This window comes from Rhodoferax sp. TH121 (assembly GCF_002251855.1).
Classification (GTDB): Bacteria; Pseudomonadota; Gammaproteobacteria; order Burkholderiales; family Burkholderiaceae_C; genus Allorhodoferax.
Map to the genome: position 1 here is coordinate 430,746 of NZ_NOXW01000020.1, position 24,048 is coordinate 454,793.

The window sequence follows — 24,048 nt, forward strand, 5'->3', positions numbered from 1 at the left end:
TGTGAAGATCAGGCCGGTTGCCTGAATGGCGTGCGCTGGCCCAGGTCGTCCAGGTAGTGGCCAATGCCTTCGCCTTCGCGCTCCAGAAAGCGGGCCACGGCATCGGCAAAGGCCGGGTGCGCCAGCCAGTGGGTGCTGGTGGTCTTGACGGGCATCAGCGCCCGTGCCATCTTGTGCTCGCCTTGGGCGCCGCCCTCAAAGCGCTGGTAGCCGTTTGCGATGCACCACTGCAGGGGCTGGTAGTAGCAGGCCTCGAAGTGCAGGCAGTCCACCGGCTCCAACGCACCCCAGTAGCGGCCATAGGCCACGCGGGTGATTTCAGTGTCGTTTTGGCCTCTAGACCGCGTGGAATATGCGCCAATAGCTATCAAACTACTAGCAACGGGGCGGCCATGGCGCTCGGCTACAAACAGCAACCAGTTCTCCGACATGGTGCGGGCCATTCGGGTGAAGAAGTCACGGTTCAGGTAGGGCGGGTTGCCGTGCTCCAGGTAGGTACGCTCGTAGCAGCGGTAGAAGAAGTCCCAGTCGGCGTCTGAAATCTCGGTGCCCTGGGCGTGGCGGAAGGTCACGCCGGCCTCGGCCACCTTGCGCCGCTCCTGGCGGATTTTCTTGCGCTTGTCCTGCGCCAAGCTAGCGAGGAAGGCGTCGAAGTCGGTGTAGCCGGGGCTGGTGTTTTTCCAGTGGAATTGCACCGTATGGCGCAGCATTAGGTCCTGGGCTTCGCTCGCCTGCACATCATCGTCACTCGCAAACAACGTGTGCAGAGAGGAAGCGCTCACGTCTTCACACCACGCCACCACCGCCCGCAGCAGCGCAGACCGTGCCTCCGCATTGCGGGCCAGCAGACGTGCACCCGGCACCGGCGTGAACGGCACCGCAATTACCGCCTTGGGGTAGTAGGGCAGGCCGTGCTGCTGGTAGGCACTTGCCCAAGCCCAGTCAAATACGTATTCGCCGTAGGAATGGCTTTTCAGATACACCATGCAGGCGGCTTGCAGCGTGTTATCCAGGTGCAGCGTGATGCAGTGCGGCGCCCAGCCAGTGCCAGGGCTGGCGCTGCCGCTGTCCTCCATGGCAGCCAGGTAGGCGTGGCGCATGAAGGGGCTGGGCTGGGCCTGCGCCGCCAGCAGTGCGTCCCAGGCGGCGGCGCCCACGCCGTGCACGGAGGCGTGGACCCCAATGACATAATTGGCTTCACCCATGGAGCGCCTTCTTCTCAAGGGTTAGCGCGATGGCTGCGCCCGCGGCGCGGCTGTGAACAACGACTGGCTGGTTCATGACTCTTTCACTGTGCGTGGCACAACTCAATTTCATCGTCGGCGATCTGGATGGCAACGTCAAAAAGATCGTCGATGCGGCGAAGCAAGCGTACGCGGACGGCGCGCGCCTGCTGCTGACCCCCGAACTCTCCATTTGCGGCTATGCGGCCGAAGACTTGTTTCTGCGGCCCGCTTTCATCCGCGCCTGCGATGATGCCGTGAAAGCCGTGGCCCAGCAGCTCGCCGGGTTAAAGGGCCTGAGCGTGGTGGTGGGCCACCCCATGGGAGGCGACAGTCGCACGCGCTCCGTGGCCGTGCAGCAGCGCCACAACGCTGCCAGCGTGCTGCGCGAAGGCCAAGTCGTCGCCACCTATGCCAAGCGCGAACTGCCCAACTACCAGGTGTTCGACGAGCGCCGCTATTTCACGCCCGGCAACGGCGTCTGCGTATTCACGGCAGGTGAGGGCGCGAATGCGGTCAAAGTCGGTCTGTTGATCTGTGAAGATGCTTGGTTCGAGGAGCCCGCACGCCTGGCCAAAGAAGCGGGTGCCGAGCTGCTGGCCGTCATCAACGCCTCGCCCTTCCATGTGGGCAAGGGCTACGAGCGCGAGGCCATGATGGCCCAGCGCTGCCAGGCGACGGGCCTGCCGCTGGTCTACGCCCACCTGGTGGGCGGGCAAGACGAGGTGGTGTTTGAGGGCCACTCGTTCGCCCTCAACGCCGATGGCTCGGTGGTCGGCCGCGCTCCCAGTTTTAAGGAAAATCTGTTTGTAGCCCTTGTGGAACGTGCGCATAAAGCTATGAAAATCGTAGCGACGGTAGAGCCGGAACGCAGCCCTGAGGCCGACCTGTGGGATGCGCTGGTGCTGGGCGTGCGTGACTACATCGGCAAAAACGGATTCCCCGGCGCGCTGCTGGGTTTGTCTGGCGGTATCGACTCCGCCCTGGTGCTGGCCGTGGCGGTGGACGCCATTGGCAAGGACAAGGTGCGTGCGGTGATGATGCCCTCGCCCTACACGGCCGACATCAGCTGGATCGACGCGCGAGACATGGCGGCCCGCCTGGGCGTGCGCTACGACGAGATTTCCATCGTGCCCGAGTTCGAAGCCTTCAAGGCATCCTTGGCATCGCACTTTGTGGGGCGCGCCGAGGACACGACGGAAGAGAACATCCAGGCCCGCATCCGCGGCACGCTGCTGATGGCGCTGTCCAACAAGTTCGGCAGCATCGTGCTGACCACGGGCAACAAGAGCGAGATGGCGACGGGTTACTGCACTTTGTATGGCGACATGGCGGGCGGCTTTGCCGTCATCAAAGACCTGGCCAAGACCACGGTGTTCAAGCTCTGCCGCTGGCGCAATCAGCATGATCCGTATGGCACGGGCAGTGCGCCCATTCCCGAGCGCATCATCACCCGCCCGCCTAGCGCCGAGCTGCGCCCCGACCAGAAAGACCAGGACAGCCTGCCGCCCTACGAGGTGCTGGACGCGATTCTGGAACGCTACATGGAGAACGACGAGAGCATTGAATCCATCATTGCCGCAGGCTTTGCCCCGGCCGACGTGGAAAAGGTAACCCGCCTCATCAAGATCAACGAGTACAAACGCCGCCAGGCGCCTGTGGGTATCCGCGTCACGCACCGCAGCTTTGGCAAGGATTGGCGTTATCCTATTACCAGTAAGTTCCGGGCCTGAGGGCCGATCCCATCACCGCATTGCAAGAGACAAGATCATGAAACAAATCACCGCCGTCGTTAAACCGTTCAAGCTCGAAGAAGTGCGTGAAGCCCTGGCTGACTGCGGCGTAACCGGCCTGACCGTGACCGAGGTGAAAGGCTTTGGCCGCCAAAAGGGCCACACCGAGCTTTATCGTGGCGCCGAGTACGTGGTGGACTTTCTGCCCAAGGTGAAGGTGGAAGTGGTCGTGAAGACTGAAGATGTGGACCGCTGCGTGGACGCCATCGTCAAGGCAGCTCATACCGGCAAGATTGGCGATGGCAAGATTTTCGTGACCAGCGTGGAACGCGTGATCCGTATCCGCACCGGCGAGCAGGACGAGTCGGCCGTTTAAGCCATCCCGCTGCGGAGCAGGCTCAGATCTGCTCCAGCCGCGTACCAGGTGCCATACCGGCGGCCTGTACCAGTTCTGGAAGAAGCGCCTGCGGCGTATCTTCCATCTGCACCAGTCCCATTTGCCAGTCCCCCAGAAAGCCCTGGGAGACGCTGGTACGCATGAAATCCATGAGCCCCTGGTAATAGCCCGCCGTATTGAGGAGGCCGATGGGCTTGTCATGGTAGGCCAGCTGTCGCCAAGTCCAGACTTCAAATAGTTCTTCCAGCGTGCCAATGCCGCCAGGCAGCGCTAAAAAGGCATCGGCCCGCTCGGCCATCATGCGCTTGCGGTCATGCATGGTGTCTACCACATGCAATTCGGTGCAGCCCCGGTGGGCCCATTCCTTGTCCACCAGCGCCTGCGGGATGATGCCCACCACGCGGCCACCCGCCTGCAGCGTGGCATCCGCCACCGCACCCATGAGGCCGTTATGCCCGCCGCCATAGACCAGTTGGCCACCGTGTGCAGCAATCCAGCGGCCCACTTCGCGGGCCACTTCCATATAGGCGGGGTCCGCGCCGGGGCGCGAGCCGCAGTAGACGCAGAGGGAGAAAGCCGGGGTGCTCATGCCAGAAAGCGCTGGCCCAGCGCCGCCAGCCAGATGCCCGCACAGACCAGCAGGCTCAGCAGCACGGCGGCGCTGCCCATGTCCTTGGCGCGTTTGGAGAGGTCGTGCCACTCGGGGCCCACGCGGTCGATGGCAGTTTCGATGGCGGTGTTCAGCAACTCCACCACCATCAGCAGCACCACGCTGCCGGCCAGCAGGGCCACTTCGACCCAGTTGCTACCCAACCAGAAGGCGAGAGGTACCAGCACAAACGCCGCGATGCATTCCTGGCGAAAGGCAGTTTCACCCCAACCCGCACGCAGGCCGGCGAGCGAGTAGCCAAAGGCGTGCCACATGCGGTTCAGGCCGGTGCGTTCTTTTTGCGGGTTGACCGGGGTGTCAGCAGACGACAAGGTAGGTTCCATGGGGGGAAAGAAGGTGCCCTAGCGGCTCAAGGGCAGGGAAGTCACCAGGCGGGTGCCGGCGAGTGCATCGTGCCAGAACTGACGTTGGGGGTGAAAGCGGCTCAACAAGGCCCAGATGGCAATCCAGCCAGCCACGATGACAAAAATTTCTGGTGCACCAAGTCGGAATGGTGCAACGGCGGCCAGCGGTGGCAAAAACCATAGCCAACTCAGAACATAGCGCCCCAATGCCCGACCTTGCGTGACGGCGCGCCCTTTGCTGTCCACCAGCCGGATATTCCACGTCTTCATGGGGAGTGTTTGACCATGGGCCCAGCACCAGACGAAATAAATGCCAAAAATGACAAAAAGAAAAGTGATCAGAAGTGGGCGCCGCGGGTCGATACCGCTGCGCATTTGCCCCAAGGTGCTAAACAGCCAGGTCGCGAGGAACGCCACTGCAAACAGCAAGATGCACTCGTATAGCCAACTCGCCATACGTCGCCGCAGGCTAGGAGCGTTTAAGGACAGAGACGGCAACGAATGGGCTGGCGAAGTTTCGGTGAGCGACATACGCCCCGATTGTAGAGAGGGCGCCTACATCTCCCCGCGTAGTGCACAAGCTGGTGGCTTACGGCGCCATCACAGGCAGCAGGGTATTCGGATCTATGGCTTGTTGGGCCGTGAACTTGGCGCGGTCTGCCTCTGGCGAGAGCCTCGTGACAGGAACAGGAGTGAGCTTGTTGGGCGGTACGGGTTTGGCGCTAATTGCCGCACCTGCAGGCTTGCCCGGGGTCTTTTTGGCAAGATTTTTTTTCTCTTCGGGGCTCAGGGCCTGGTAGGCCTCCCAGTTCGACGCACGCTCCGCTGGGGCCACTTTTTTGGCTTCTGCAAAGTTCAGTCGTGCCATTTCCCGTGCACGAGGCTTAAGGGCTGCCCACTCAGCCATACGGTTATGCATTTTGACTTGTTCGGCCGGGGCCAACTGGGGGTAATTGTGGGCCAGCGCAATCCATTTGCGTTTGTGCCCGTCATTCAGTGTGCTCCAGGTCGCTTCGAGGGGTTTGAGCGATTGTCGTTGTACTGCGCTCAAGTCTTGCCAGCCCAGCGCCATCAGAGGTGTGCTCAGGGCTTTGGGGGGTGTTACTGGGGCCTGTGCGAGTAAGGGCAGGGGAGCAAAGCTTGCCAAGAGGCACACGAGCACCCGGCGTGCCAGAGGCATCAGGGGGGTAGAGCGTGGGGCAAGCTGGCGCATGGCGAATCAATCTGGCAGTCGGGGATCACTCGGAGCGGTTCAGCCGCAAAAATTGGGCGAAGCCTGGGTCAGTAAATGCATCGGGAGGCAGGTCGTCAGTGAGCAACTCCACATCCACATCGGCAATTTCCTGGGCGCGGAAGTCATCTTGCACAAAATCAATGGTTACCAAGCCCGCAACGAGTGCCAGCAAGGGCAGCCAGGCGCCGATGAGGCGCCACTTGCCGCGCAGACCATCGCCGAGCTGTAACGCAGCAGAGGGGCCCGACGCTACAACGGCAGATGCCAGCCGGATTTGGGCCTGGCGGCGTTTTTCCAACGCCAGCATACGGGCCGCCTTGAGGCGTTCGCTTACGTCGTGGGGCAGTTGCTGGGACGCGTCCTGGAGGTGCGCTGTAATCGCACGACCCAATTCGTCTTGGCTGGCAATACGGTGGTTGGCGTGGTGTGTGGCTGTCATAGTCGAATTCCCTTGGCCTTGAGGGCGGCACCCAAGGCATGTACCGCCCGAGAGCAGTGTGTTTTAACACTTCCTTGGGAGCATCCCATGGCGGCGGCCGTCTCCGCGACGTCCATATCTTCCCAGTAACGCATTAAAAAGGCTTCGCGTTGACGCGCCGGAAGCTCCAAAATCTCTGTTTCAATCGCTCGCAATGTCTGTGCCCGCTCCAGTTGGGTCTCCGAGCTTTCGTTTTGTTCCGGGACGCTTTCTGAATGCAGGGTTTCCAGCAGGTCAAAGTCCCCGTCTTCGTTGGACGACTCGAAGTCCCCCATAGTTGAAAAAAGAGCGTTGTAGGTCTTTTGCCGACGAAACCAATCCAGGGTGCAATTCGACAGAATGCGCTGAAACAGCATGGGAAGCTCGCCGATGGGCTTGTGTCCGTAGTGTTCGGCCAGCTTCATCATGCTGTCCTGCACGATGTCCAACGCAGCTTGCTCGTTGCGCACGTGGTAGACCGAGCGTTTGAAGGCACGGCCTTCGACGCCTTTCAGAAAGTCGGACAACTCTTGTTCGGTAGCCAAGCGGTAGAGGTCTTTGAGTGCTGGTTTGTCGCCGCCAACAGGGCTGGGCGCGCCCGGATTATGGCATTGCATCGCCCTGAAACAGGGTAGGTTCGGGGCACCTCCAAACAGGTGCGATAATGCGGATGCAAATCAAAAGGCAAACGGGTCCCGGTCCGGCGCAATATTCGGTGCGTCCATGGCTTGGATCTCAAGTCCCGACACGACTCCACAAGAGTTTGCGTAGGGGCACCCAAGGTTTTTCGTTAGAGAAATTCACAAAGGTTCATCATGGAAATTACAAAAGCTGAAATCGCTTCGGCAACCTCTGCGTCCAAATCTTCTGCAACGTCCACAGTGCCCGAGCTGCGCGGTGCCGAGGTGTTGGTCAAAGCCCTGCAGGCCGAGAACGTGAAGTTCATCTGGGGTTATCCCGGCGGCGCGGTTCTACATATTTACGACGCGTTTTACAAGCAAGACACCATTCAGCATGTGCTGGTCCGCCACGAGCAGGCGGCCGTCCACGCGGCTGACGGCTATGCCCGTGCCACCGGCGACGTAGGCGTTGCCCTGGTCACCTCTGGCCCCGGCCTGACCAACGCGGTGACCGGCATTGCCACGGCGTATATGGACAGCATTCCGATGGTGATCATCAGCGGACAAGTCCCCACGCACGCCATCGGTCTGGACGCCTTCCAGGAATGCGACACCGTCGGCATTACCCGGCCGATCGTGAAGCACAACTTCCTCGTCAAGGACGCCAAGGACATGGCTGAGGTCATGAAAAAGGCCTTCCATATCGCGCGCAGTGGTCGTCCTGGTCCTGTGGTGGTGGACATTCCCAAGGACGTGTCCTTCAAAAAAGTTCCGTACCACGGCTACCCCGAGACCGTAGAAATGCGCTCCTACAACCCGGTGCGCAAAGGCCATGGCGGCCAGATCCGCAAGGCGCTGCAGCTGCTGCTGACGGCCAAGCGCCCCTACATCTACACTGGCGGCGGCGTGCTCCTGAGCAACGCGTCGCAAGAATTGCGCACGTTGGTGGACATGCTGGGTTACCCCTGCACGAACACATTGATGGGTTTGGGTGCCTACCCGGCCAGCTCGTCCAAGTTCCTGGGCATGCTGGGCATGCACGGCACGGTGGAAGCCAACAACGCCATGCAAAACTGCGACGTGCTGCTGGCCGTGGGCGCGCGGTTTGACGATCGCGTGATCGGCAACCCCAAGCACTTTGCGCAAAACGAACGCAAGATCATTCACATCGACATTGATCCCTCCAGCATTTCCAAGCGTGTGAAAGTCGACATCCCGATCGTGGGCGACGTGAAAGACGTGCTGACCGAGATGATCTCCATGATCCGCGAAGGCAGCGTCAAGCCTGACTCCAACGCCCTGGGCGCTTGGTGGGATACCATCGAAGGCTGGCGCAAGCGCGACTGCATGAAGTACAGCAAGGGCAATGGTGACGTCATCAAGCCCCAGTACGTGGTGGAAACGCTGTGGAACATGACCAAAGATGGCGACACCTACATCACGTCCGACGTGGGCCAGCACCAGATGTGGGCTGCGCAGTACTACAAGTTTGACGAACCACGCCGTTGGATCAATTCCGGTGGTCTGGGCACCATGGGTGTGGGCATTCCCTACGCCATGGGTATCAAGCTGGCCAAGCCGCAGGCCGAGGTGTTCTGTATCACCGGTGAAGGCTCGGTGCAGATGAACATCCAGGAACTGTCCACCTGCCTGCAGTACAACACGCCGATCAAGATCTGCTCCCTGAACAACCGCTATTTGGGCATGGTGCGCCAGTGGCAAGAGGTGGAGTACGAGGGCCGCTACAGCCACAGCTACATGGACGCGTTGCCCAACTTTGTGAAGCTGGCAGAGGCTTATGGCCACGTCGGCATGCTGATCGAACGTCCAGAAGACGTCGAGCCGGCATTGCGCGAGGCCCGCAAGCTCAAGGACCGCACGGTGTTCATGGACTTCCGGACCGACCCCACGGAGAACGTGTTCCCCATGGTGCAGGCCGGCAAGGGCATCACCGAGATGCTGCTGGGCGCGGAGGATCTCTAACCCATTCTGATCGTTTTGATGGCCTAACCCGCATGGAATGTGCGCGAGCAGCTATCATTTTTGAATGAATCTATTGTCTGCCGAGCCGTACGGTTACCGCCGTACGGGGAGGGCAGCGAAAAGAGGAATCACTTTTCATGAAACACATCATTGCAGTTTTGCTGGAGAACGAGCCCGGCGCTCTTTCCCGCGTGGTTGGCCTGTTCTCGGCCCGTGGTTACAACATTGAATCCCTGACAGTGGCTCCCACGGAAGACGCTAGTCTGTCGCGCATGACCATCCAGACAACGGGTTCGGATGACGTGATCGAGCAGATCACCAAGCACCTGAACCGCCTCATCGAGGTCGTCAAGGTGGTGGACCTCACCGAAGGCGCCTACATCGAGCGTGAACTCATGATGGTCAAGGTGCGTGCGGTGGGCAAGGAGCGTGAAGAGATGAAGCGCATGGCGGATATCTTTCGCGGCCGCATCATCGACGTCACCGAGAAAAGCTACACCATTGAACTCACAGGCGATCAGTCCAAGAACGACGCATTCCTCGAAGCCATCGAGCGTGCGGCGATTCTGGAAACGGTGCGCACCGGTTCCAGCGGTATTGGCCGGGGTGAGAGAATCCTGCGGGTTTAGTTTGTCAGGTCCGAGCGCGCGTTTCGATAGGCTCAACGCGAACGGACCTTGCTGTGGCGATCAACGTACATCGTTCGCCCTGAGCCTGTCGAAGGGCATTTCGCCAAACCATTTTTAGGAGAGAAGTGATGAAAGTTTTTTACGACAAAGATTGTGATCTGAGCCTGATCAAGGGCAAGACCGTGGCCATCATTGGCTACGGTTCCCAAGGCCACGCACATGCTCAAAACCTGAACGACAGCGGCGTGAAGGTTGTGGTCGGTCTGCGCAAGGGTGGTGCTTCCTGGGACAAGGTTGGCAAGGCTGGTCTGAATGTTCTGGAAGTGAACGACGCGGTCAAGGCTGCGGACGTGGTCATGATCCTGCTGCCCGATGAAGACATCGCAGCCGTGTACAAGAACAACGTGGAACCCAACATCAAGCAAGGCGCTTCGCTGGCCTTTGCCCACGGTTTCAACGTGCACTACAACCAGGTCGTGCCCCGTGCCGATCTGGACGTGTGGATGGTGGCTCCCAAGGCCCCCGGCCATACCGTGCGCAATACCTACACCCAGGGCGGCGGCGTGCCCCATCTGGTGGCCGTGCACCAGGACAAGTCCGGCAAAGCCCGTGATCTGGCCCTGAGCTACGCCATGGCCAACGGTGGCGGCAAGGCCGGCATCATCGAGACCAACTTCAAGGAAGAAACTGAAACCGACTTGTTCGGCGAGCAAGCCGTGCTGTGCGGCGGCGCTGTCGAGCTGATCAAGATGGGTTACGAAACCCTTGTGGAAGCTGGCTACGCTCCCGAAATGGCCTACTTCGAATGCCTGCACGAGCTCAAGCTCATCGTGGACCTGATCTACGAAGGCGGCATCGGCAACATGAACTACTCCATCTCCAACAATGCGGAGTACGGTGAGTATGTGACCGGCCCAGAAGTGATTAACGCAGAATCCCGCGTGGCCATGCGCAACGCCCTCAAGCGTATCCAGACTGGCGAGTACGCAAAGATGTTCATTCTGGAAGGCCGTACCGGCTACCCCAGCATGACCGCACGCCGCCGTCTGACGGCTGAGCACTCCATCGAAAAAGTGGGTGCCCAGTTGCGCGCCATGATGCCCTGGATTGCGAAGAACAAGTTGGTCGACCAGACTCGCAACTGATACTCGCGTGATAGGTGAAAAGGCCACTTCGGTGGCCTTTTCCTTTTATGGGACATGTGCTTTTGCACGCTTGGGCTGCCTTACACTGGCATATGTTGGTGGCGTGAAGCCTTCCTGGGTCAATGGGGCCTGGAATGCTTGGCAGCGATCAAGGAGAAACTATGCATGACGGTTCTGATTTAAAGGACAACAGCCCGGAAGGCGTTGTCATTCGCAAGCGGCGCAAGGGCATTTATGTGTTGCCCAATCTGTTTACGCTGGCGGCTTTGTTTGGTGGCTTTTATGCCATTGTGATGGCCATTAATGGTCGTTTCGACCAAGCAGCCGTGGGCATTTTTTGCGCAATGGTGCTGGATAGTTTGGATGGCCGTGTGGCACGTATGACCAACACGCAGAGTGCGTTTGGTGAGCAAATGGATTCGCTGTCTGACATGGTGTCCTTCGGTGCAGCGCCAGCCATTATTTCCTATGTGTGGGCCTTGCAAGGCCTGGGGCGCTGGGGCTGGATTGCCGCCTTTGTGTACTGTGCCTGCGCCGCACTGCGGCTGGCGCGCTTCAATGTGAATACGACTGTGGTGGACAAGCGCTACTTCCAGGGCTTGCCCTCACCCGCGGCGGCGGCATTGGTTGCCGGGTTTATTTGGTTGCTGACCGAGAATGGCCTGAAGGGCACTGGTGTGCTGGAGTTGGGGGCACTTGCCTTGTCCGTGCCGTGGGTGATGTTTGTGCTGGCCCTGTATGCCGGTCTCACCATGGTTACGAATGTGCCCTTCTACAGTTTCAAGGATGTCAGCATGAAGAAGAGCGTGCCGTTTGCTGTGATCGTGATGATTGCGCTGGGCATTGCCGTCATCAACATTGATCCGCCAACCGTGATGTTTGGCGTGTTTGTGGTGTATGGCCTAAGTGGGTACGTGGTGTATGCCGTGCGGCGTGCACGTGGTGTACGCACCAGTGTGATCAGCACCTCCACCGACGAGCCCGAAGAGCGCGGCTTACACATGTGAATGAAAGAATGAGGAGTAGCGGTATGGCAGACAAACTGATTATTTTTGACACAACCTTGCGCGATGGCGAGCAGTCGCCCGGTGCGTCCATGACTCGCGACGAGAAGCTGCGCATTGCGCGCCAGCTGGAGCGCTTGAAGGTGGACGTCATCGAGGCTGGTTTTGCTGCCAGCTCGAATGGTGATTTTGAAGCGGTGCAGCTGATTGCCAACACTATCAAGGACTCCACCATCTGCTCCTTGTCTCGCGCTAATGATCGGGACATCTCGCGTGCGGCCGAGGCCCTCAAGGGCGCGAATAGCGCACGTATTCACACTTTTATCGCCACTTCACCATTGCACATGGAGAAGAAGCTGCGCATGACCCCAGAGCAGGTCTTGGAGCAGGCCAAGCGGTCCGTACGTTTTGCGCGCAATCTGGTGGCCGATATTGAATTCAGTCCCGAAGACGGTTACCGAAGCGATGTAGATTTTCTGTGTCGTGTGCTGGAGGCGGTGATCGCCGAAGGTGCAACCACCATCAATGTGCCGGACACCGTGGGCTATGCGATTCCTGAGTTGTACGGCAATTTCATCAAGACGCTGCGCGAACGGATTCCCAATTCCGATAAGGCCATCTGGTCCGTGCATTGTCACAATGACTTGGGCATGGCGGTGGCCAATTCTTTGGCGGGTGTCAAGATCGGCGGCGCTCGCCAGGTGGAGTGCACGATCAATGGTCTGGGAGAGCGTGCCGGCAACTGCAGTCTTGAGGAAATTGTGATGGCCGTGAAGACGCGTCGCGACTACTTCGGTTTGGACTTGGGGGTTGATGCAACCCATATCCTGGCTGCCAGCCGCATGGTGAGCCAAACCACGGGTTTCGTGGTGCAACCCAACAAGGCCGTAGTGGGGGCAAATGCGTTTGCCCACGCGTCTGGCATTCACCAAGACGGTGTGCTTAAGGCACGCGATACCTACGAAATCATGCGTGCCGAAGACGTGGGTTGGACTGCGAACAAGATCGTGTTGGGCAAGCTCAGTGGGCGCAACGCCTTCAAACAACGCCTGCAGGAGCTGGGTGTTCAGCTGGAGAGCGAAGCCGAAATCAACGCGGCTTTCGCGCGCTTCAAGGAGCTGGCCGACCGCAAGAGCGATATTTTTGATGAGGATATCTTGGCGCTGGTCAGTGACGACAGCGTGACGCTGGACAAGGAGCAGTACAGCTTCGTGTCGCTGTCGCAGCACAGCGAGACCGGCGAGCGCCCGCATGCTGCAGTGGTGTTTACGGTGGCGGGCAAAGAGGTCAAAAGCAATTCGGATGGCAATGGGCCGGTGGATGCTTCCCTGAAAGCGATCGAAGCCCACGTGCAAAGTGGAGCGGAGATGGTGCTGTACTCGGTGAACGCCATCAGCGGATCCACCGAAAGCCAAGGCGAGGTGACAGTGCGCTTGCAGAACAGTGGCCGTGTGGTTAATGGCGTGGGATCGGACCCTGACATCGTGGTGGCTTCGGCCAAGGCCTATTTGAGTGCCTTGAACAAGCTGCAAAGCAAGTCCGACCGGGTCGCCGCCCAAGGATGAGCCCCTGACTCAAAATATTCTTGAGGTTTGCCCCGCAAGTTGTTGATCTAACATAAGTTTTCTGTTTAAACTGTGTCCATAACTGTTGGGTGCGTAGGGAAATTCATGTTTCCCTACTTCTGGAAGGACTTATGTTGAAACGCAGACTTATGCAACTTTGTGTCGGCGGCTTGGTGGCTGCTTGCATGTTTTTGCCACAAGATGGGTCGGCCGCCCAGCGCAAGAAGACGAGTGCCACCCAAACAGTAGCCAAAAAATCTTTGGCCAAAAAATCTTTGGCCAAAAAAGCAGCGGTCAAAAAAACGGCTCGACCCAAGACCGTCCGCAAGGTCGTTGCTGTTGCGCCGCCGCGTCCCTCCTACGGCCAATTGGCTGGTCTGCATGGCATGCAGGACGAATTGGATCTCAGGTCCAGCGTAGCGCTCGTGGTGGACCAAGATACCAACGAGGTCTTGTTCAGCAAAAACGAGTCTGCTGTGTTGCCCATCGCCTCCATCACCAAGCTGATGACCGGTGTGTTGATCAGCGAGGCCCAGTTGCCGATGGATGAAATGATCACCATTACCCAGGCCGACGTGGATACCGAGAAGGGTAGCTCATCGCGGTTGCGCGTTGGTACTGAGTTGAGTCGGGGGGAGTTGCTGCATTTGGCTTTGATGGCCAGCGAGAATCGTGCTGCGCATGCTTTGGGTCGCACTTTCCCTGGCGGACTGCAGTTGTTTGTCAACCAGATGAACATCAAGGCTAAGCTGATGGGCATGCAGGACACCCGCTATGTTGAGCCGACCGGTTTGTCCAGCAAAAACCAGTCCAGCGCCAAAGATTTGGCCACCTTGGTGAACTATGCCCACAGTGACCCTGTGTTGCGCGAGTTGTCCACCTCTACCGGCCACCAAGTGGCGGTTGGCAATCGCACACTGCAGTACAACAACACCAATCGCTTGGTCAAAAATCCGTCGTGGGACATCGGTCTCCAAAAGACCGGCTACATCACCGAAGCGGGTCAGTGCTTGGTGATGCAGGCCAAGGTGGCGGGTCGCAAATTGATCATGGTGTTTTTGGATTCTGCAGGCAAGCTCAGTCGCATCGGTGATGCTGAGCGGGTGCGTAAGTGGGTGGAATCCAACCATTCACCTTCTGTGCGTGCAGCGCCTTTGGCCAGCCGCGAGCACGCACGCCGCGGCTAAAAGTCCTCAGTTTTATTTCCGGTGGCCGCGGTAGCCCAGCGTTTCTGAGATCTGCCGTGCGGTGTCCTGCAATTTGGGGAGCCAGTCTTCTTCCAGGCGGCCTGACGGTGCCGAAATAGACAAACCAGCCACCAACTTGGCTTGGTCGTCATAGATGCCTGCAGCCATGCAGCGCACACCCAATTCCAACTCTTCGTTGTCGCTGGCCTGGCCATATTGACGCACTTTGGAAAGTTCTCGTTCCAAAGTCTCCAAGTCCGTGATGCTGTTTTTTGTGTGGCCTTGCAGGCCCGTACGTGTGGCGTAAGCACGTGTGCGCTGTGGGTCATCTGCCGCCAGAAATAGTTTTCCGACCGAGGTCAGGTGTAGCGGAGCGCGGCCACCTATCGCCCGTACCACCTGCATGCCAGACCGCTCGCTGTAAGCGCGCTCCACATAAATGATCTCGTCGCCCTGGCGCATGCTTAGGTTGACCGGTTGCTGGGTCAGCTTGTGCAACTCGCGCATGGGAATCAATGCGGCATCGCGGACATTCAGACGTGCTTTGACCAAATTGCCCAGTTCCAGCAAACGCATCCCCAGCCGGTAACTGCCTGACTGCGGCCGGTCCACAAAACGCCCCGCTACCAAGTCGTTAAGGATTCGGTGGGTGGTTGATGGGTGTAAACCTGCCTTTTCGCTGATTTCCTTCAGGGGAATCGCATCCTCACGGGAGGCCAGCACGTCAATCAGAGTGAACATCCGTTCAATCACTTGCACCGTAGGGGTATTGGGCGGGTCGAGGTCTTTTTTGGTCATAGTCGGTTACTCACCCAATGTTAACCCCCTGCTGGTCCTGCAGAGCCTGGCCTGTGGTGTCCGTCAGACGCATTTGCAAGTTCCGAGTCTGCCGCGCCCGATTGCCAGCGTCCGTTGTGGAGCAGTTCATAGGGACGGAAGAGGGATTTGTAGCGCATCTTGGGGCTTTGCTCGATCCAGTAGCCCAGGTAGACATGGGGCAAGCCCAGCCGTTTGGCTTGGGCCAGTTGCCACAGCACATTGAAGGTGCCGTAGCTGGCATGGGCATCAGGGGCAAAAAAGGTGTAGACCGCGGATAGGCCATCGTCCAGTACATCGAGGATGGACACCATCTTGAGTTCGCCGGGTGCATCTGTTCCGGACGGCTCCCGAAACTCGACCAAGCGCGAGTTCACCCGGCTTTGCAGCAAAAACTGGACGTACTGATCCACGCTGTCCTCGTCCATGCCACCACCGGCATGGCGGCTGGTTTGGTAGCGCAAGTACAGCGCGTAGTGCTCGGCCACATACCCCAGCTTCAGAACCCGGGCCTCGAGCTGGCCATGTTGCTTCCAGGCCCGGCGCTGGCTGCGGGTGGGGGTAAAGCTCTGTGTAAGCACACGCAGAGGCGTGCAGGCCTGGCAGCCGTCGCAATATGGGCGGTAAGTGAACATGCCGCTGCGCCGAAAGCCTTTGGCCACCAGACCGGAATACGCCGTGTTGTCAATCAGGTGGCTGGGGGTGGCGACTTGCGACCGCGCCTGGCGCTCTGGCAAATAACTACAGTCATAGGGCGCAGTGGCATAAAACTGCAGCGCCTGGAGTGGGAGGTCAGTCAGGTCTGTCATGGAGGCATGGCATCAGGCAGACAAAAGTTCACGCCAGTATAGAGGGCTGAAGGTCCAGTCGGGGGCGCTGGCGTTGCAGGCCTGGCCCACATGGCGCACAAAGTCTGCGCGTGGCATCTCGCGCGCGCCCAGTGATGCGAGGTGGGGCGTATTTTGCTGGCAATCCACCATTGTGATGCCCGCCTGCCTGCAGAACGCGATGAGCGCGGCCAGCGCAATTTTGGAGGCGTCGGTTTGCCGCATGAACATGGACTCGCCGAACACCGCTTGCCCCAGGTTGACGCAGTACAGTCCGCCCACCAGTGCGCCATCGCGCCAGGTTTCCACGCTGTGTGCCAGGCCCTGCGCGTGCAGCTTGCAGTACGCAGTCACCATCGCGTCGACGATCCAGGTTCCGGCTTGCCCGCGGCGTGAGGATTCGGCGCAGGCCCGAATTACCTCGCCAAACGCCGTGTCCATGCGTACCTCGCAGCCTGGGGTTCGCAGAAAAGTTTGCAAGGTTCTGCGCAGTGAGCGATGTAGCCGAAATTCGTCCACCCGCAGCACCATGCGGGGGTCGGGGCTCCACCAAAGAATGGGCTGCCCCTCACTGAACCACGGAAACACCGCTTGGCTGTAGGCCGCTTGCAGTGTGGTGTGAGAGAGGTCTCCGCCCGCAGCCAGCAGGCCTGGGGCGTCGCTCTCTGGACCCCAGGCCGAGCCTGTATCAGGGAAGGGCATTCCGGGCTCTAACCAGGGCAAGGTGGGTGTACGAGGGGACAAGGTGCAGAAAATGGCAATTAATTGGGGCGTCGGGGCGAAGCAGGCCAGCTTCACAGGTTAGAATACCAGCTGTCGGCGTGTAGCGCAGCCTGGTAGCGCACCTGCTTTGGGAGCAGGGGGTCCAAGGTTCGAATCCTTGTACGCCGACCACCATTCCAAAACAAAGGCCCCATAGTGTCGTGACTGAGGGGCCTTTGTTCTTTCTGTCCGTAGCTCAGTTGGATAGAGCAACAGCCTTCTAAGGTGGTTGGAAAATCCAGCACTGACGCGCCTCTCGGACGTATTCCCGCTCCGCAAAACTGTACGTTTAATCAGCATTCAAACCCATTGGATTCGTTGGCCTCTGCACGCCTGCGGAGCGGGTTTTCGTCACTTTGTGGGGCTCACCAGCCGGCCTTTGCGCAGATAGTGCTGCTGGGTGGTCGTCACACTGTCATGCCCAAGTAGATCGGCTGCGGCCTGTTCGCCACGTGTTTCGGCGGTGTCGTCTGCGGCCTTGGCGCGCAGGTCATAGAACCACATTGCCGCGATCTGGGCGGCCAGTTTGGGGTGGGTCTTTGCAGCCTGCTCCCGTGCCGCCTCAAACTGCTTGCGCAAGGTCTGTTTGGTCATGGGCTTGCCGTGCTGGTTCACCGTCAGGCTTGAGCAGTGCAACTTGTGGCCCGCCTTGCGCGCGGCGATCCGTTCCAGCACCTCGGCCAGCTTGCCTTCGATCTTGATGCGCAGCCTGGCGCCGGTCTTGCCCTGTTTGATGACCATGGCGCCGTCTACCAACTGGCTGTCATCCATGCGCAGGGTGTCGCTCGGGCGCTGGCCGGTGAGGTATGCCAAGTCCATCGAATCCCTGAGCGACTGGCTTCCGGCCTCGTAGACCGCGGCAAACACCTTGTCATCAATGTAGACCTCGCGCCTGTCCAGGGTGTAGCCCTCAATGCCTTTGACCGGGTTCTCGTTCTCGGTGTAGCCCCATGCCCTGGCGGTGTTGAACATGTGGCTGAAAACCCGCTTGAGCCGGTTGGCCGTGGTGGGGGTCTTCTTGTGATACTCCAGCAGCATGTGGATGTGCTTGGGCTTGATCTGGTTCAGCGGGGCAGGGGTGGGATTGCTGAAAAACTCTCTCAGCTTCTTGATGTCGCCCCGCTGGGTGGATTGGGTGCTCTTGGCCTTGGTGGGCAAAACCTCCCGCTCGTACCTGGTGGCCAGCTCTATGAAGGTGGAGACTTCCTCCCCTTTGTGGAGCTCGCTGGTCAGGTCAGCCCACTTCTTGACGGCAAGGACGTAATCCGGCCCAAGTGGGATCTCGCGCCGGGGTTTGCCGCCCTTGTCGAAATAGTAGTAGGTCTTCCCCGACTTTTGAACCCTTGCGCGAAATCCTTGCATGTCAGGCTCCTACTAGTCGTGGCTCCCATGTTGGTTGCCGAATTTCAGGTTGTGCCCCTCCTTCAATCACTGCGCGCGCGACCACGGGGCGGCCGGCTGCGTTGACGTAGTGGGGAACCTTCATTTTCTTGAGAGCGGCAATTTGCAGCTCAAAGCGGGTTTTTCCGGCTTCGCCCCGGCTGATGCCGGTCAGCTCGGCTATGTCGTCTGGGCTCAGGAAAAGGCTCATGGTGTTTGCTCCTTTGCTTCGCCTTTCTTGGTGATGCCGTGGGCGGCTTCGATAGATCGCGCGAACTGCTGAAAGCTAATGCGGCAAAACAGCGCTTTCTCGCAAATCAGATCAAGTTCTTCATCCGTCAGCGGCTCCCGCACAGGCTGAGTGCTGGCGGCTGCTAGGATGGCGCGGGCAATGTATATGCCCGGATGAACCCCTGTAATGCCTTGATCTTGGGCCTCTCGATACAGCTTGATTGCTTGCTCGTCCGTCAGCTCCCCCACTGGCATGGCGGTCCCATTGGCATGGCACAGTGCTTGGCGTTTCATGCATTTGCCATCAGCGGCGCAATTCGCGCAAAGATTGCCAGACTCTGGTGGAAGTGCTGGGGCGGATAGGAGGGCGGCGGCGTGGCGCATCGTGTCTGCGTAGTCGATATGGCTATAACCGTTGTCGCCAGCGTACATCAGCAAGTCCTCGATCACCTCCGCCCGCTCCCCCGCCGTGCTGGGTGCTGGCTCACCATTGCCCGCCTCAAGGTGTCCACAACCCATGTCGTTGCATGCTTGGCCCGTTGTTGCACCGCATCGAGCGCAAGAGAGTGCTGGCTCGGTGGCTGGCAACTCATCGCAAGATCGGCACACGGTATCCCAAAGTATTCCATGCTCACAGTACTCTGAGATTGGCTCGGTGGCTTGGGGGTGGGCGGGATTCCAGAATCCATGCGCAACAAGCTCGTCCTCTGCATCTTTGCGCGGGTCTTCCGAATCGCCTGTTGCAATTATTTCAAGAAGGCGGCGGCAGCACTCCAGCTTTTCAAAGTAGTCAACGCTGATCGTCACGTCGTCGCTGTCCTCCCACTGCGTCTGCTCCAGCGCTTGCTCGGTGGCTTGGGGGTGGGTGGCATTTACAGGCGCATTTGCAGGGTAGCGCAGCAAATTTATCGCGTCGTCGCAGTTGGACGGCGTACCGCTCCATCCGCCCCAGTGTTCATGGGCTTCTTTTATTCGATGAAGGATGTCGCAGACCATAATGACCTGCTCCTGCTTAGGTGTGTATGTTTTGACCTCCCCCTGCGTCTGCTCCAGCGCTTGCTTGCCTGCTGCTAGGGCGGCTGTATGCTTGATATTTCGGTCTTGCACAAATTGTTTCCAGCTTTCGCGGTGAATGTGCGGCTCGCGCCCGAGTACATCGACACGCTCCCACTCATCCAGCGCCCCCACAAGCTGCTCAATAACTGATAGAAGGTTGGTGGTCATGGTTGTTCCTTAATCGGTATGTATTTGGTGGGCGCTTGGTTTGGACGCACAGTGCAGCGCCAGCAGCGCAAAATGATTGCTACCTTGTCCACTTGCGGGGCGTTGCAAGTAGCGCAGTATTGGCCGGTGGTCATGGTGTGTTGTCTTTCAAAGATTCGATTGAAGGTTTGTGGTCATGCTGGAGCTTTAGGCAAGTAATAGTTGCACTCATCCTCAATTAAGAGCGGGCCGACTGGCCAATAAAAAATGCCAAAGCGCACGACTTGCTGCCAGAGAGATTTGCCCCGCTTATTGGTTGTGCGGCGAAACCACATGCGATCACAGCCTACGCCATAAGTTTTGTAGAAGGTAAATCCGATCATGATGTCGCTTTCGGTGTCAGTGACACAAATTCGTAAAAGTCACCGTATCGGGTGCGCTCTGTTTTTACTCGCCCGTCGAGTATTGGTTTGCGTAGCGCCGCGGAGACTGCCCTGCCATCCGTCCCACCATCAATGACAAAAGCAAGTTCGTGAGCTTTCATGCTCATGCCTGCGTTTTTTAAAGCAAGCACACATTTTTCGGTAGTGATGTCAGCCATCAAACACCCCCTAGCTTTTCGCGAAGTTCTGCTAGTGACTGACCGCAGCGTTTGTACGCCGCACAGAAAGCATCCCGCTCAACTCCGTGATAAAAGTCCGGCGCTACAGCCTGCAACGAATAATTGTGGGCAAGTGTGTTGAACCCCTGCACAAACTCCAATGGCACCGTCACCAGTCCAGCATCCTTGTCTGCGGGGGAGGCGAAGTTTCTGCTCTCTTCGATTGCAAGAATCGTGTCTTCTTCAGCGCCGCATGATTGAAGCATTACTTCACAGACGCGCCCAAAAACTCGGTTGTAAGCATCGTCTTCGCTAGTTGAAACGTCCATGCTGACCAGCTTGCCTTTCAACAAATCGTGCAAATCCTGCGCACGGATAGCCGCAAGCTCTGCGCGGAGGGTGTCGCGTTCGTCCGCAGCCTTATGCAGCGCATTGAGATTTACCTTGAAATTGTTGGTCAGCCTCTCAACCTCCCGCCCAAGTGCTTCCAGTGCGTCTAGTAGCGCAATGACTTTTGCGGGGTTGGTAAGCTCACGGTATTCATCAACGGCCTTTGCTGTACAGCATCCGCTGTAAACAATCGCTGCCAGCTCACGCAGCTTCATCAAATCTGTAGTCATAACCACCTCGTCGGAATTCTTATGGCCTTCCAGCCGTTGTTGATCTTGAAAGCTGCCCAATCCCAGGCGTGCAGGGCCAGCAGGTACAGGACTGCGCAGATGGCAAACACCGTGGCGCAGATGGCAAACAGGCACAGCGCCAGGTGTTTGAGCAGGCGGGTCATGGCTGCACATCCTTGGCATCTGTCATCCCAACGCCTTCGGCCTTGGCGATGTACTCATCAAGCGCTGTGCAAACAATCTGCGCCATTTGTGGCGAGGTCTGACCCAAAAGAAGGCCGCGCAAGGTGGCGCAAGCCGTCTTCAAGTTGTTTAGGTGCTTTTGCTCTGTTGTGGTCATTGGTGTGCTCCCTGCACAGCCTGCAGCCGCCGCTCCATCTGGTCCATGCTGATCTGCCCCTTCCAACCCTCTGGCGGCTCAAATGCAAACCGACTAGGCGGGGTGGGGTGTACCTGCACCTTCACGGTTTCTGGCCAGATGATCTTGGCGGGCTTGGCCGGGGCCTCTACCGGCACAGAACGCTGCAGCACCAGCTCCGCGCGCTTCTTCGGAGGCTTGGGCTTTGGCGGTGCCTTGGGCACTGGAGGGCGGCCCACGGGTCCACCTGTACGCGCACGCTCGGCCTTGCGCTGACGCTTGCGTTTGGCCGACTCTTTCATCATCGCCTTGTAAACGTCCTCTGCCACCAAGTCCCAAGCCTCGGCATGTGCCAGCGTAGCGAAGTAGCGGAAGTACCGGCGCACTCCTGCCTTGTATAAGCGGCCCTGGCGCACCAGTAGGCCAGCCAATGTGTTCACGGTGTCGGCGTGGTCATCCACTGCGGCGGCCAGCTCGGACAAGCACAGGCCTGCGGGGACGGTGCAGGCTTCAATGATTCGGGCGGATAGGGTCATTGGAATAGCTCCATTTGTGGTGCGGGTTGCATGGATGCGCGTCGTGCATTGGCCGCCCACTGCAAAAGAGTGAAGGCGAATGCCCGATGGCCTCGAGCGGAAAAGTGCCGGGACTGCGCAATGAACACCCGTGCGTTGTGGCGCAGTTTTTTTGCTTCTGGCATGGGTTTCATGGGTATGCTTGAGCCTCCATAAACAGGGAGTACATATGTCCACTGAGAAGAATGAGCTGACACAATCTCAAAATGACCGCCTTGCCAAGGCGGAGGCAGTTACAAGCGCGCAGATTGACGCCGCAATTCGGATAACCGAAGAGAAGTTTTCTAACTACCAATTCGAAAACAAGATGCGCTTTCTTGCGGCGACTATTCAGGCGCTTTCAACTAACTATTTGGCAGAAGTCACACGAGCATCAGCAAGCAAGTAGCTGGCGCATGAAGCAGCCATAGCTCTGGGGGGGGGCAGGGCTTTGCGCGCTTCTTGCATTGGCTTCATGGCTCAAGCATCCAGACGATGGCGCGTGACGTTGGGGAATGGGTTGTGCGCCGATGGCCCAGCAATGCGCGGGATGCCCAAAGCGTCATCCGGTGCGGTTTCCAAAAACTTGGATTTGTCCTGCCCGGTGATCTTGAGATACTCGTTTTCCACCCGTGCCGTGTCCACCAGCACAGAGGCAACTGAGGCGACCGCCTTGGCGCGCTCGATGTCCATGGGAGTCTCTTTGTTGCGAAGGTCAGCCAGGGTGTCCAGAAGCGACTGACGCACTTGGTCAATGTGAGGGGTGGTCATACGTTCTTGCTTTCTGCCTTTTTGGCAATGCGGTTGATCTGTCGGTTGATCGCGCCCTTGAGCTGGTACAGGCCAGCCAATTCAGGGTTGCGAGTGCGGAAGGAGTTGCGGCGCATGTTCTCTGCGCGGGTGATGCAGTCCACCTTGTCCAGGGTGATCTGCTCGGGGTCGGTGGTTGCCATACCCAGCTTGAAAACAACCACATGGCCTTCGGGTATGGGGCCGTTTTCCTTCTCCCATACAAGCCGGTGAACTGCCACCCAGCGGCGGGCGGGGTAGATGCTTGGGTCGTCCGTTACCTTGCGCTCTAGGTAGCCGTCTCCGCTGATTCGCAGGCTGCCAATGGGCTTGTAGTTGTGCTGCGCGGCCCCAAGCATCTGGCCTTTCTTGAATCGTGTCTCTGCACTGCGCCCGCCTGCCTGCCAGCCCCTTTTGCCGGAGTTCCAAGGCGTCTGCCCAGCCTTGAACCGGGTAGCAGCCATGGCGGGGTTTGTGGTGCCTCTGGCGATTCGCCCGGAGCGGTCACTCTCCCAAAACTCGGGGGACTTGGTAAGCCTAAGCTGTGCCGCTTTGTTGTAGACCTGGCTGGTGCGCAGGCCCATCAGCTCCCCAACGACTTCGGCTGTGTTGTCTGGGTACAGGCTGCGCAACTGCTCCAGCAGGGCAGGCGTCCATTGGATTCTTGACATGCTCTGCTTTCAAAAAGGTGGGGCGGCAGGCTACGTTCCGCTTTCGTGATTGAGCGCAATCTCTAAAGGCCATGCCTGTTGTCACTGCTTCCGGGCTGGGTGCTATCCAGCCGCTTCCCGTCATGTGCCGCCCCGTAACTGGTTCAAGCGGCTACTTCGCCGCCCAAGGCTTCAAGCAAGTCGGGGATAAGCTTTGACAGCTCCCCGGTGGCAATCGCCACGTCCGCATCGAAGTGGTCTTCGGCGTGATCACCCTTGCTGGCAGAGTCTTCAAAGCACAGGTCCAGAAACGTCAGCTTTTTGAGCGCCATGCCTTCGGTCAGCACGAATGAAACCCGGTCATTCCATGTAAGCGCCAGCTTGGTGGGCATCTTGCCCAGGCGGATGTGCTGGGCCACCTCTTCAATGTCCAGCGGGTGGCGGCCGTACTTCACCACGGCCTTGCTTTCATCGCAGGCCTTGAGCTCGCACTCGCGGTCTATGGTGAAGCCGTGGCTTGGCTCCTGCTCAACAAGCCATTGCGCCATGCAACTTGCCGGGGATACGTTGGTGTTGACCAACTGCAGCGCCAGTCCGTCCAGCGCCTTGATCAGCTCGGTTATTGCATCGTCAGCCTTGGATTGGCTGCTCGCGTCGATGGCGATGTAGTTGTCTTTGGAGTTGACCCAAATAAGCGTGCTGGAGCGCTTGGAGAAGGCCATGGGCAGCAGGGCCAGCTTGGCGTCCTCCTTGATTTCGCGGCGCTCCTTCTTACCGGGCTTGCGGCCTGTGGTCTGCTCGATGTGGGCCACCTGCTCGTCTACTTTGCGCTGCAGCACATCGCCGGGCACGGTTTTAACTTCGGTGGTCAGCTTGAGGATGGTGTGGCCGCCAATGACCGGGGCGAATTCGTCATGCTCGCCACCGCGGGGCGGCACCCAGCCCACCGATTTCTCTTGGCTTGCTCCGCATGGCACAAAGCCGCGCGCTTCCAGCGCTTCGGCAAAGTCCTCAGTGATGGCCGCTTGGATGATTTTGTAGAGTTGCAGGTTCTTGAACATGGTGG

31 protein-coding genes and 1 tRNA gene are annotated in these 24,048 nt (G+C 58.8%); 10 read left to right on the plus strand and 22 right to left on the minus strand.

Features of this window, described 5'->3' with window-relative positions; translation table 11 throughout:
• Window positions 1-8: 8 nt before the first annotated feature.
• Window positions 9-1,205, minus strand: coding sequence for a GNAT family N-acetyltransferase (locus CHU94_RS07955; protein WP_094478501.1), 1,197 nt, complete (start codon window positions 1,203-1,205; stop codon window positions 9-11).
• 74 nt (window positions 1,206-1,279) lie between these two features.
• Between CHU94_RS07955 and CHU94_RS07960 the strand changes: the two genes are divergently transcribed.
• A complete protein-coding gene (locus CHU94_RS07960) occupies window positions 1,280-2,956 on the plus strand; it encodes an NAD+ synthase (RefSeq protein ID WP_094478503.1) in 1,677 nt (558 codons plus the stop codon).
• Between the two features lie 37 nt (window positions 2,957-2,993).
• Entirely contained in the window at window positions 2,994-3,332 is a 339-nt protein-coding gene (locus tag CHU94_RS07965) for a P-II family nitrogen regulator (RefSeq protein ID WP_094478505.1), read from the plus strand.
• Between the two features lie 22 nt (window positions 3,333-3,354).
• Here the strand turns inward: CHU94_RS07965 and CHU94_RS07970 are convergent, their stop codons facing one another.
• The 6 genes from CHU94_RS07970 to CHU94_RS07995 are packed head-to-tail and all read right to left on the minus strand — an operon-like array spanning window position 3,355 to window position 6,603.
• A complete protein-coding gene (locus CHU94_RS07970) occupies window positions 3,355-3,942 on the minus strand; it encodes a TIGR00730 family Rossman fold protein (protein WP_094478507.1) in 588 nt (195 codons plus the stop codon).
• The gene (locus CHU94_RS07975; protein WP_094478509.1) at window positions 3,939-4,346 is read right to left on the minus strand and encodes a diacylglycerol kinase; all 408 of its coding nucleotides are present in this window, start codon (window positions 4,344-4,346) and stop codon (window positions 3,939-3,941) included. Before CHU94_RS07975 ends, CHU94_RS07970 begins: the two co-directional genes overlap by 4 nt.
• Before the next feature lie 18 nt (window positions 4,347-4,364).
• Window positions 4,365-4,898 carry an RDD family protein gene (locus tag CHU94_RS07980; RefSeq protein WP_094478511.1) on the minus strand — a complete coding sequence of 178 codons (534 nt, stop codon included), beginning with the start codon at window positions 4,896-4,898 and terminating at the stop codon, window positions 4,365-4,367.
• Window positions 4,899-4,956: 58 nt separating this feature from the next.
• Complete coding sequence (locus tag CHU94_RS07985) at window positions 4,957-5,580, minus strand: DUF3106 domain-containing protein (protein ID WP_094478513.1); 624 nt, start codon at window positions 5,578-5,580, stop codon at window positions 4,957-4,959.
• Between the two features lie 25 nt (window positions 5,581-5,605).
• Complete coding sequence (locus tag CHU94_RS07990) at window positions 5,606-6,040, minus strand: DUF3619 family protein (protein WP_094478515.1); 435 nt, start codon at window positions 6,038-6,040, stop codon at window positions 5,606-5,608.
• Window positions 6,037-6,603, minus strand: a complete 567-nt coding sequence (locus tag CHU94_RS07995) for an RNA polymerase sigma factor (protein WP_094479330.1) — start codon at window positions 6,601-6,603, stop codon at window positions 6,037-6,039. The genes CHU94_RS07990 and CHU94_RS07995 overlap by 4 nt, the downstream gene beginning before the upstream one ends.
• A 270-nt stretch (window positions 6,604-6,873) precedes the next feature.
• On the opposite strand from CHU94_RS07995, the gene CHU94_RS08000 reads away from it, so the two are divergent.
• The 6 genes from CHU94_RS08000 to pbpG all read left to right on the plus strand — a co-directional run bounded on the left by CHU94_RS08000 (window position 6,874) and on the right by pbpG (window position 14,191).
• Window positions 6,874-8,661: an acetolactate synthase 3 catalytic subunit gene (locus CHU94_RS08000; protein WP_094478517.1), complete on the plus strand. Its 1,788-nt coding sequence runs from the start codon at window positions 6,874-6,876 to the stop codon at window positions 8,659-8,661.
• 137 nt (window positions 8,662-8,798) lie between these two features.
• Window positions 8,799-9,290, plus strand: a complete 492-nt coding sequence (ilvN, locus tag CHU94_RS08005) for an acetolactate synthase small subunit (protein WP_094478519.1) — start codon at window positions 8,799-8,801, stop codon at window positions 9,288-9,290.
• Window positions 9,291-9,418: 128 nt separating this feature from the next.
• Entirely contained in the window at window positions 9,419-10,435 is a 1,017-nt protein-coding gene (ilvC, locus tag CHU94_RS08010; protein ID WP_094478521.1) for a ketol-acid reductoisomerase, read from the plus strand.
• A gap of 161 nt (window positions 10,436-10,596) precedes the next feature.
• Window positions 10,597-11,442 carry a CDP-diacylglycerol--serine O-phosphatidyltransferase gene (gene pssA, locus CHU94_RS08015; protein WP_094478523.1) on the plus strand — a complete coding sequence of 282 codons (846 nt, stop codon included), beginning with the start codon at window positions 10,597-10,599 and terminating at the stop codon, window positions 11,440-11,442.
• Window positions 11,443-11,465: 23 nt separating this feature from the next.
• A complete protein-coding gene (locus tag CHU94_RS08020) occupies window positions 11,466-13,004 on the plus strand; it encodes a 2-isopropylmalate synthase (protein ID WP_094478525.1) in 1,539 nt (512 codons plus the stop codon).
• Between the two features lie 185 nt (window positions 13,005-13,189).
• Window positions 13,190-14,191 (plus strand): D-alanyl-D-alanine endopeptidase, encoded by a 1,002-nt coding sequence (pbpG, locus tag CHU94_RS08025; RefSeq protein WP_255033882.1) that lies wholly within the window; start codon window positions 13,190-13,192, stop codon window positions 14,189-14,191.
• Between the two features lie 12 nt (window positions 14,192-14,203).
• Here pbpG and CHU94_RS08030 read toward each other — a convergent pair whose 3' ends face one another.
• From CHU94_RS08030 to aat, 3 genes are read right to left on the minus strand one after another with little or no spacing between them, the layout of a single operon-like run.
• Window positions 14,204-14,989 (minus strand): IclR family transcriptional regulator, encoded by a 786-nt coding sequence (locus tag CHU94_RS08030; protein ID WP_094478529.1) that lies wholly within the window; start codon window positions 14,987-14,989, stop codon window positions 14,204-14,206.
• A gap of 20 nt (window positions 14,990-15,009) precedes the next feature.
• Window positions 15,010-15,816 (minus strand): arginyltransferase, encoded by an 807-nt coding sequence (locus tag CHU94_RS08035; RefSeq protein WP_094478531.1) that lies wholly within the window; start codon window positions 15,814-15,816, stop codon window positions 15,010-15,012.
• 12 nt (window positions 15,817-15,828) lie between these two features.
• The gene (aat, locus tag CHU94_RS08040; protein WP_094478533.1) at window positions 15,829-16,536 is read right to left on the minus strand and encodes a leucyl/phenylalanyl-tRNA--protein transferase; all 708 of its coding nucleotides are present in this window, start codon (window positions 16,534-16,536) and stop codon (window positions 15,829-15,831) included.
• A 115-nt stretch (window positions 16,537-16,651) separates the two neighbouring features.
• On the opposite strand from aat, the gene CHU94_RS08045 reads away from it, so the two are divergent.
• Window positions 16,652-16,728: transfer RNA gene (locus CHU94_RS08045), tRNA-Pro, on the plus strand.
• A 219-nt stretch (window positions 16,729-16,947) separates the two neighbouring features.
• On the opposite strand, the gene CHU94_RS08050 is transcribed toward CHU94_RS08045, so the two are convergent.
• From CHU94_RS08050 to CHU94_RS08075, 9 genes are all read right to left on the minus strand, one after another.
• Window positions 16,948-17,958 carry a tyrosine-type recombinase/integrase gene (locus CHU94_RS08050; RefSeq protein WP_094478535.1) on the minus strand — a complete coding sequence of 337 codons (1,011 nt, stop codon included), beginning with the start codon at window positions 17,956-17,958 and terminating at the stop codon, window positions 16,948-16,950.
• Window position 17,959: 1 nt separating this feature from the next.
• Complete coding sequence (locus CHU94_RS08055; protein WP_094478537.1) at window positions 17,960-18,187, minus strand: DUF4224 domain-containing protein; 228 nt, start codon at window positions 18,185-18,187, stop codon at window positions 17,960-17,962.
• On the minus strand, window positions 18,184-19,431 hold the full coding sequence (locus CHU94_RS08060; protein WP_094478539.1) for a hypothetical protein: 1,248 nt from the start codon (window positions 19,429-19,431) through the stop codon (window positions 18,184-18,186). The genes CHU94_RS08055 and CHU94_RS08060 overlap by 4 nt, the downstream gene beginning before the upstream one ends.
• A gap of 173 nt (window positions 19,432-19,604) precedes the next feature.
• Window positions 19,605-19,793, minus strand: coding sequence for a hypothetical protein (locus CHU94_RS19030; protein ID WP_141211414.1), 189 nt, complete (start codon window positions 19,791-19,793; stop codon window positions 19,605-19,607).
• On the minus strand, window positions 19,790-20,011 hold the full coding sequence (locus CHU94_RS19035) for a hypothetical protein (RefSeq protein ID WP_141211415.1): 222 nt from the start codon (window positions 20,009-20,011) through the stop codon (window positions 19,790-19,792). Before CHU94_RS19035 ends, CHU94_RS19030 begins: the two co-directional genes overlap by 4 nt.
• Window positions 20,011-20,631 carry a hypothetical protein gene (locus tag CHU94_RS08065; protein ID WP_094478541.1) on the minus strand — a complete coding sequence of 207 codons (621 nt, stop codon included), beginning with the start codon at window positions 20,629-20,631 and terminating at the stop codon, window positions 20,011-20,013. Before CHU94_RS08065 ends, CHU94_RS19035 begins: the two co-directional genes overlap by 1 nt.
• A complete protein-coding gene (locus CHU94_RS19210; RefSeq protein ID WP_176451957.1) occupies window positions 20,628-20,795 on the minus strand; it encodes a hypothetical protein in 168 nt (55 codons plus the stop codon). Before CHU94_RS19210 ends, CHU94_RS08065 begins: the two co-directional genes overlap by 4 nt.
• Complete coding sequence (locus CHU94_RS08070; RefSeq protein ID WP_094478543.1) at window positions 20,792-20,971, minus strand: hypothetical protein; 180 nt, start codon at window positions 20,969-20,971, stop codon at window positions 20,792-20,794. The genes CHU94_RS19210 and CHU94_RS08070 overlap by 4 nt, the downstream gene beginning before the upstream one ends.
• Window positions 20,968-21,525 (minus strand): hypothetical protein, encoded by a 558-nt coding sequence (locus CHU94_RS08075; protein ID WP_094478545.1) that lies wholly within the window; start codon window positions 21,523-21,525, stop codon window positions 20,968-20,970. The genes CHU94_RS08070 and CHU94_RS08075 overlap by 4 nt, the downstream gene beginning before the upstream one ends.
• A 208-nt stretch (window positions 21,526-21,733) precedes the next feature.
• On the opposite strand from CHU94_RS08075, the gene CHU94_RS08080 reads away from it, so the two are divergent.
• Window positions 21,734-21,952, plus strand: a complete 219-nt coding sequence (locus CHU94_RS08080) for a hypothetical protein (protein ID WP_094478547.1) — start codon at window positions 21,734-21,736, stop codon at window positions 21,950-21,952.
• Window positions 21,953-22,023: 71 nt separating this feature from the next.
• Here the strand turns inward: CHU94_RS08080 and CHU94_RS08085 are convergent, their stop codons facing one another.
• The 3 genes from CHU94_RS08085 to CHU94_RS08095 form a co-directional block, all read right to left on the minus strand.
• Window positions 22,024-22,314 (minus strand): hypothetical protein, encoded by a 291-nt coding sequence (locus CHU94_RS08085; RefSeq protein WP_176451958.1) that lies wholly within the window; start codon window positions 22,312-22,314, stop codon window positions 22,024-22,026.
• Window positions 22,311-23,003 (minus strand): HNH endonuclease signature motif containing protein, encoded by a 693-nt coding sequence (locus CHU94_RS08090; RefSeq protein WP_094478549.1) that lies wholly within the window; start codon window positions 23,001-23,003, stop codon window positions 22,311-22,313. The genes CHU94_RS08085 and CHU94_RS08090 overlap by 4 nt, the downstream gene beginning before the upstream one ends.
• 143 nt (window positions 23,004-23,146) lie before the next feature.
• Complete coding sequence (locus CHU94_RS08095) at window positions 23,147-24,043, minus strand: recombination-associated protein RdgC (RefSeq protein ID WP_094478551.1); 897 nt, start codon at window positions 24,041-24,043, stop codon at window positions 23,147-23,149.
• Window positions 24,044-24,048 lie beyond the last annotated feature (5 nt).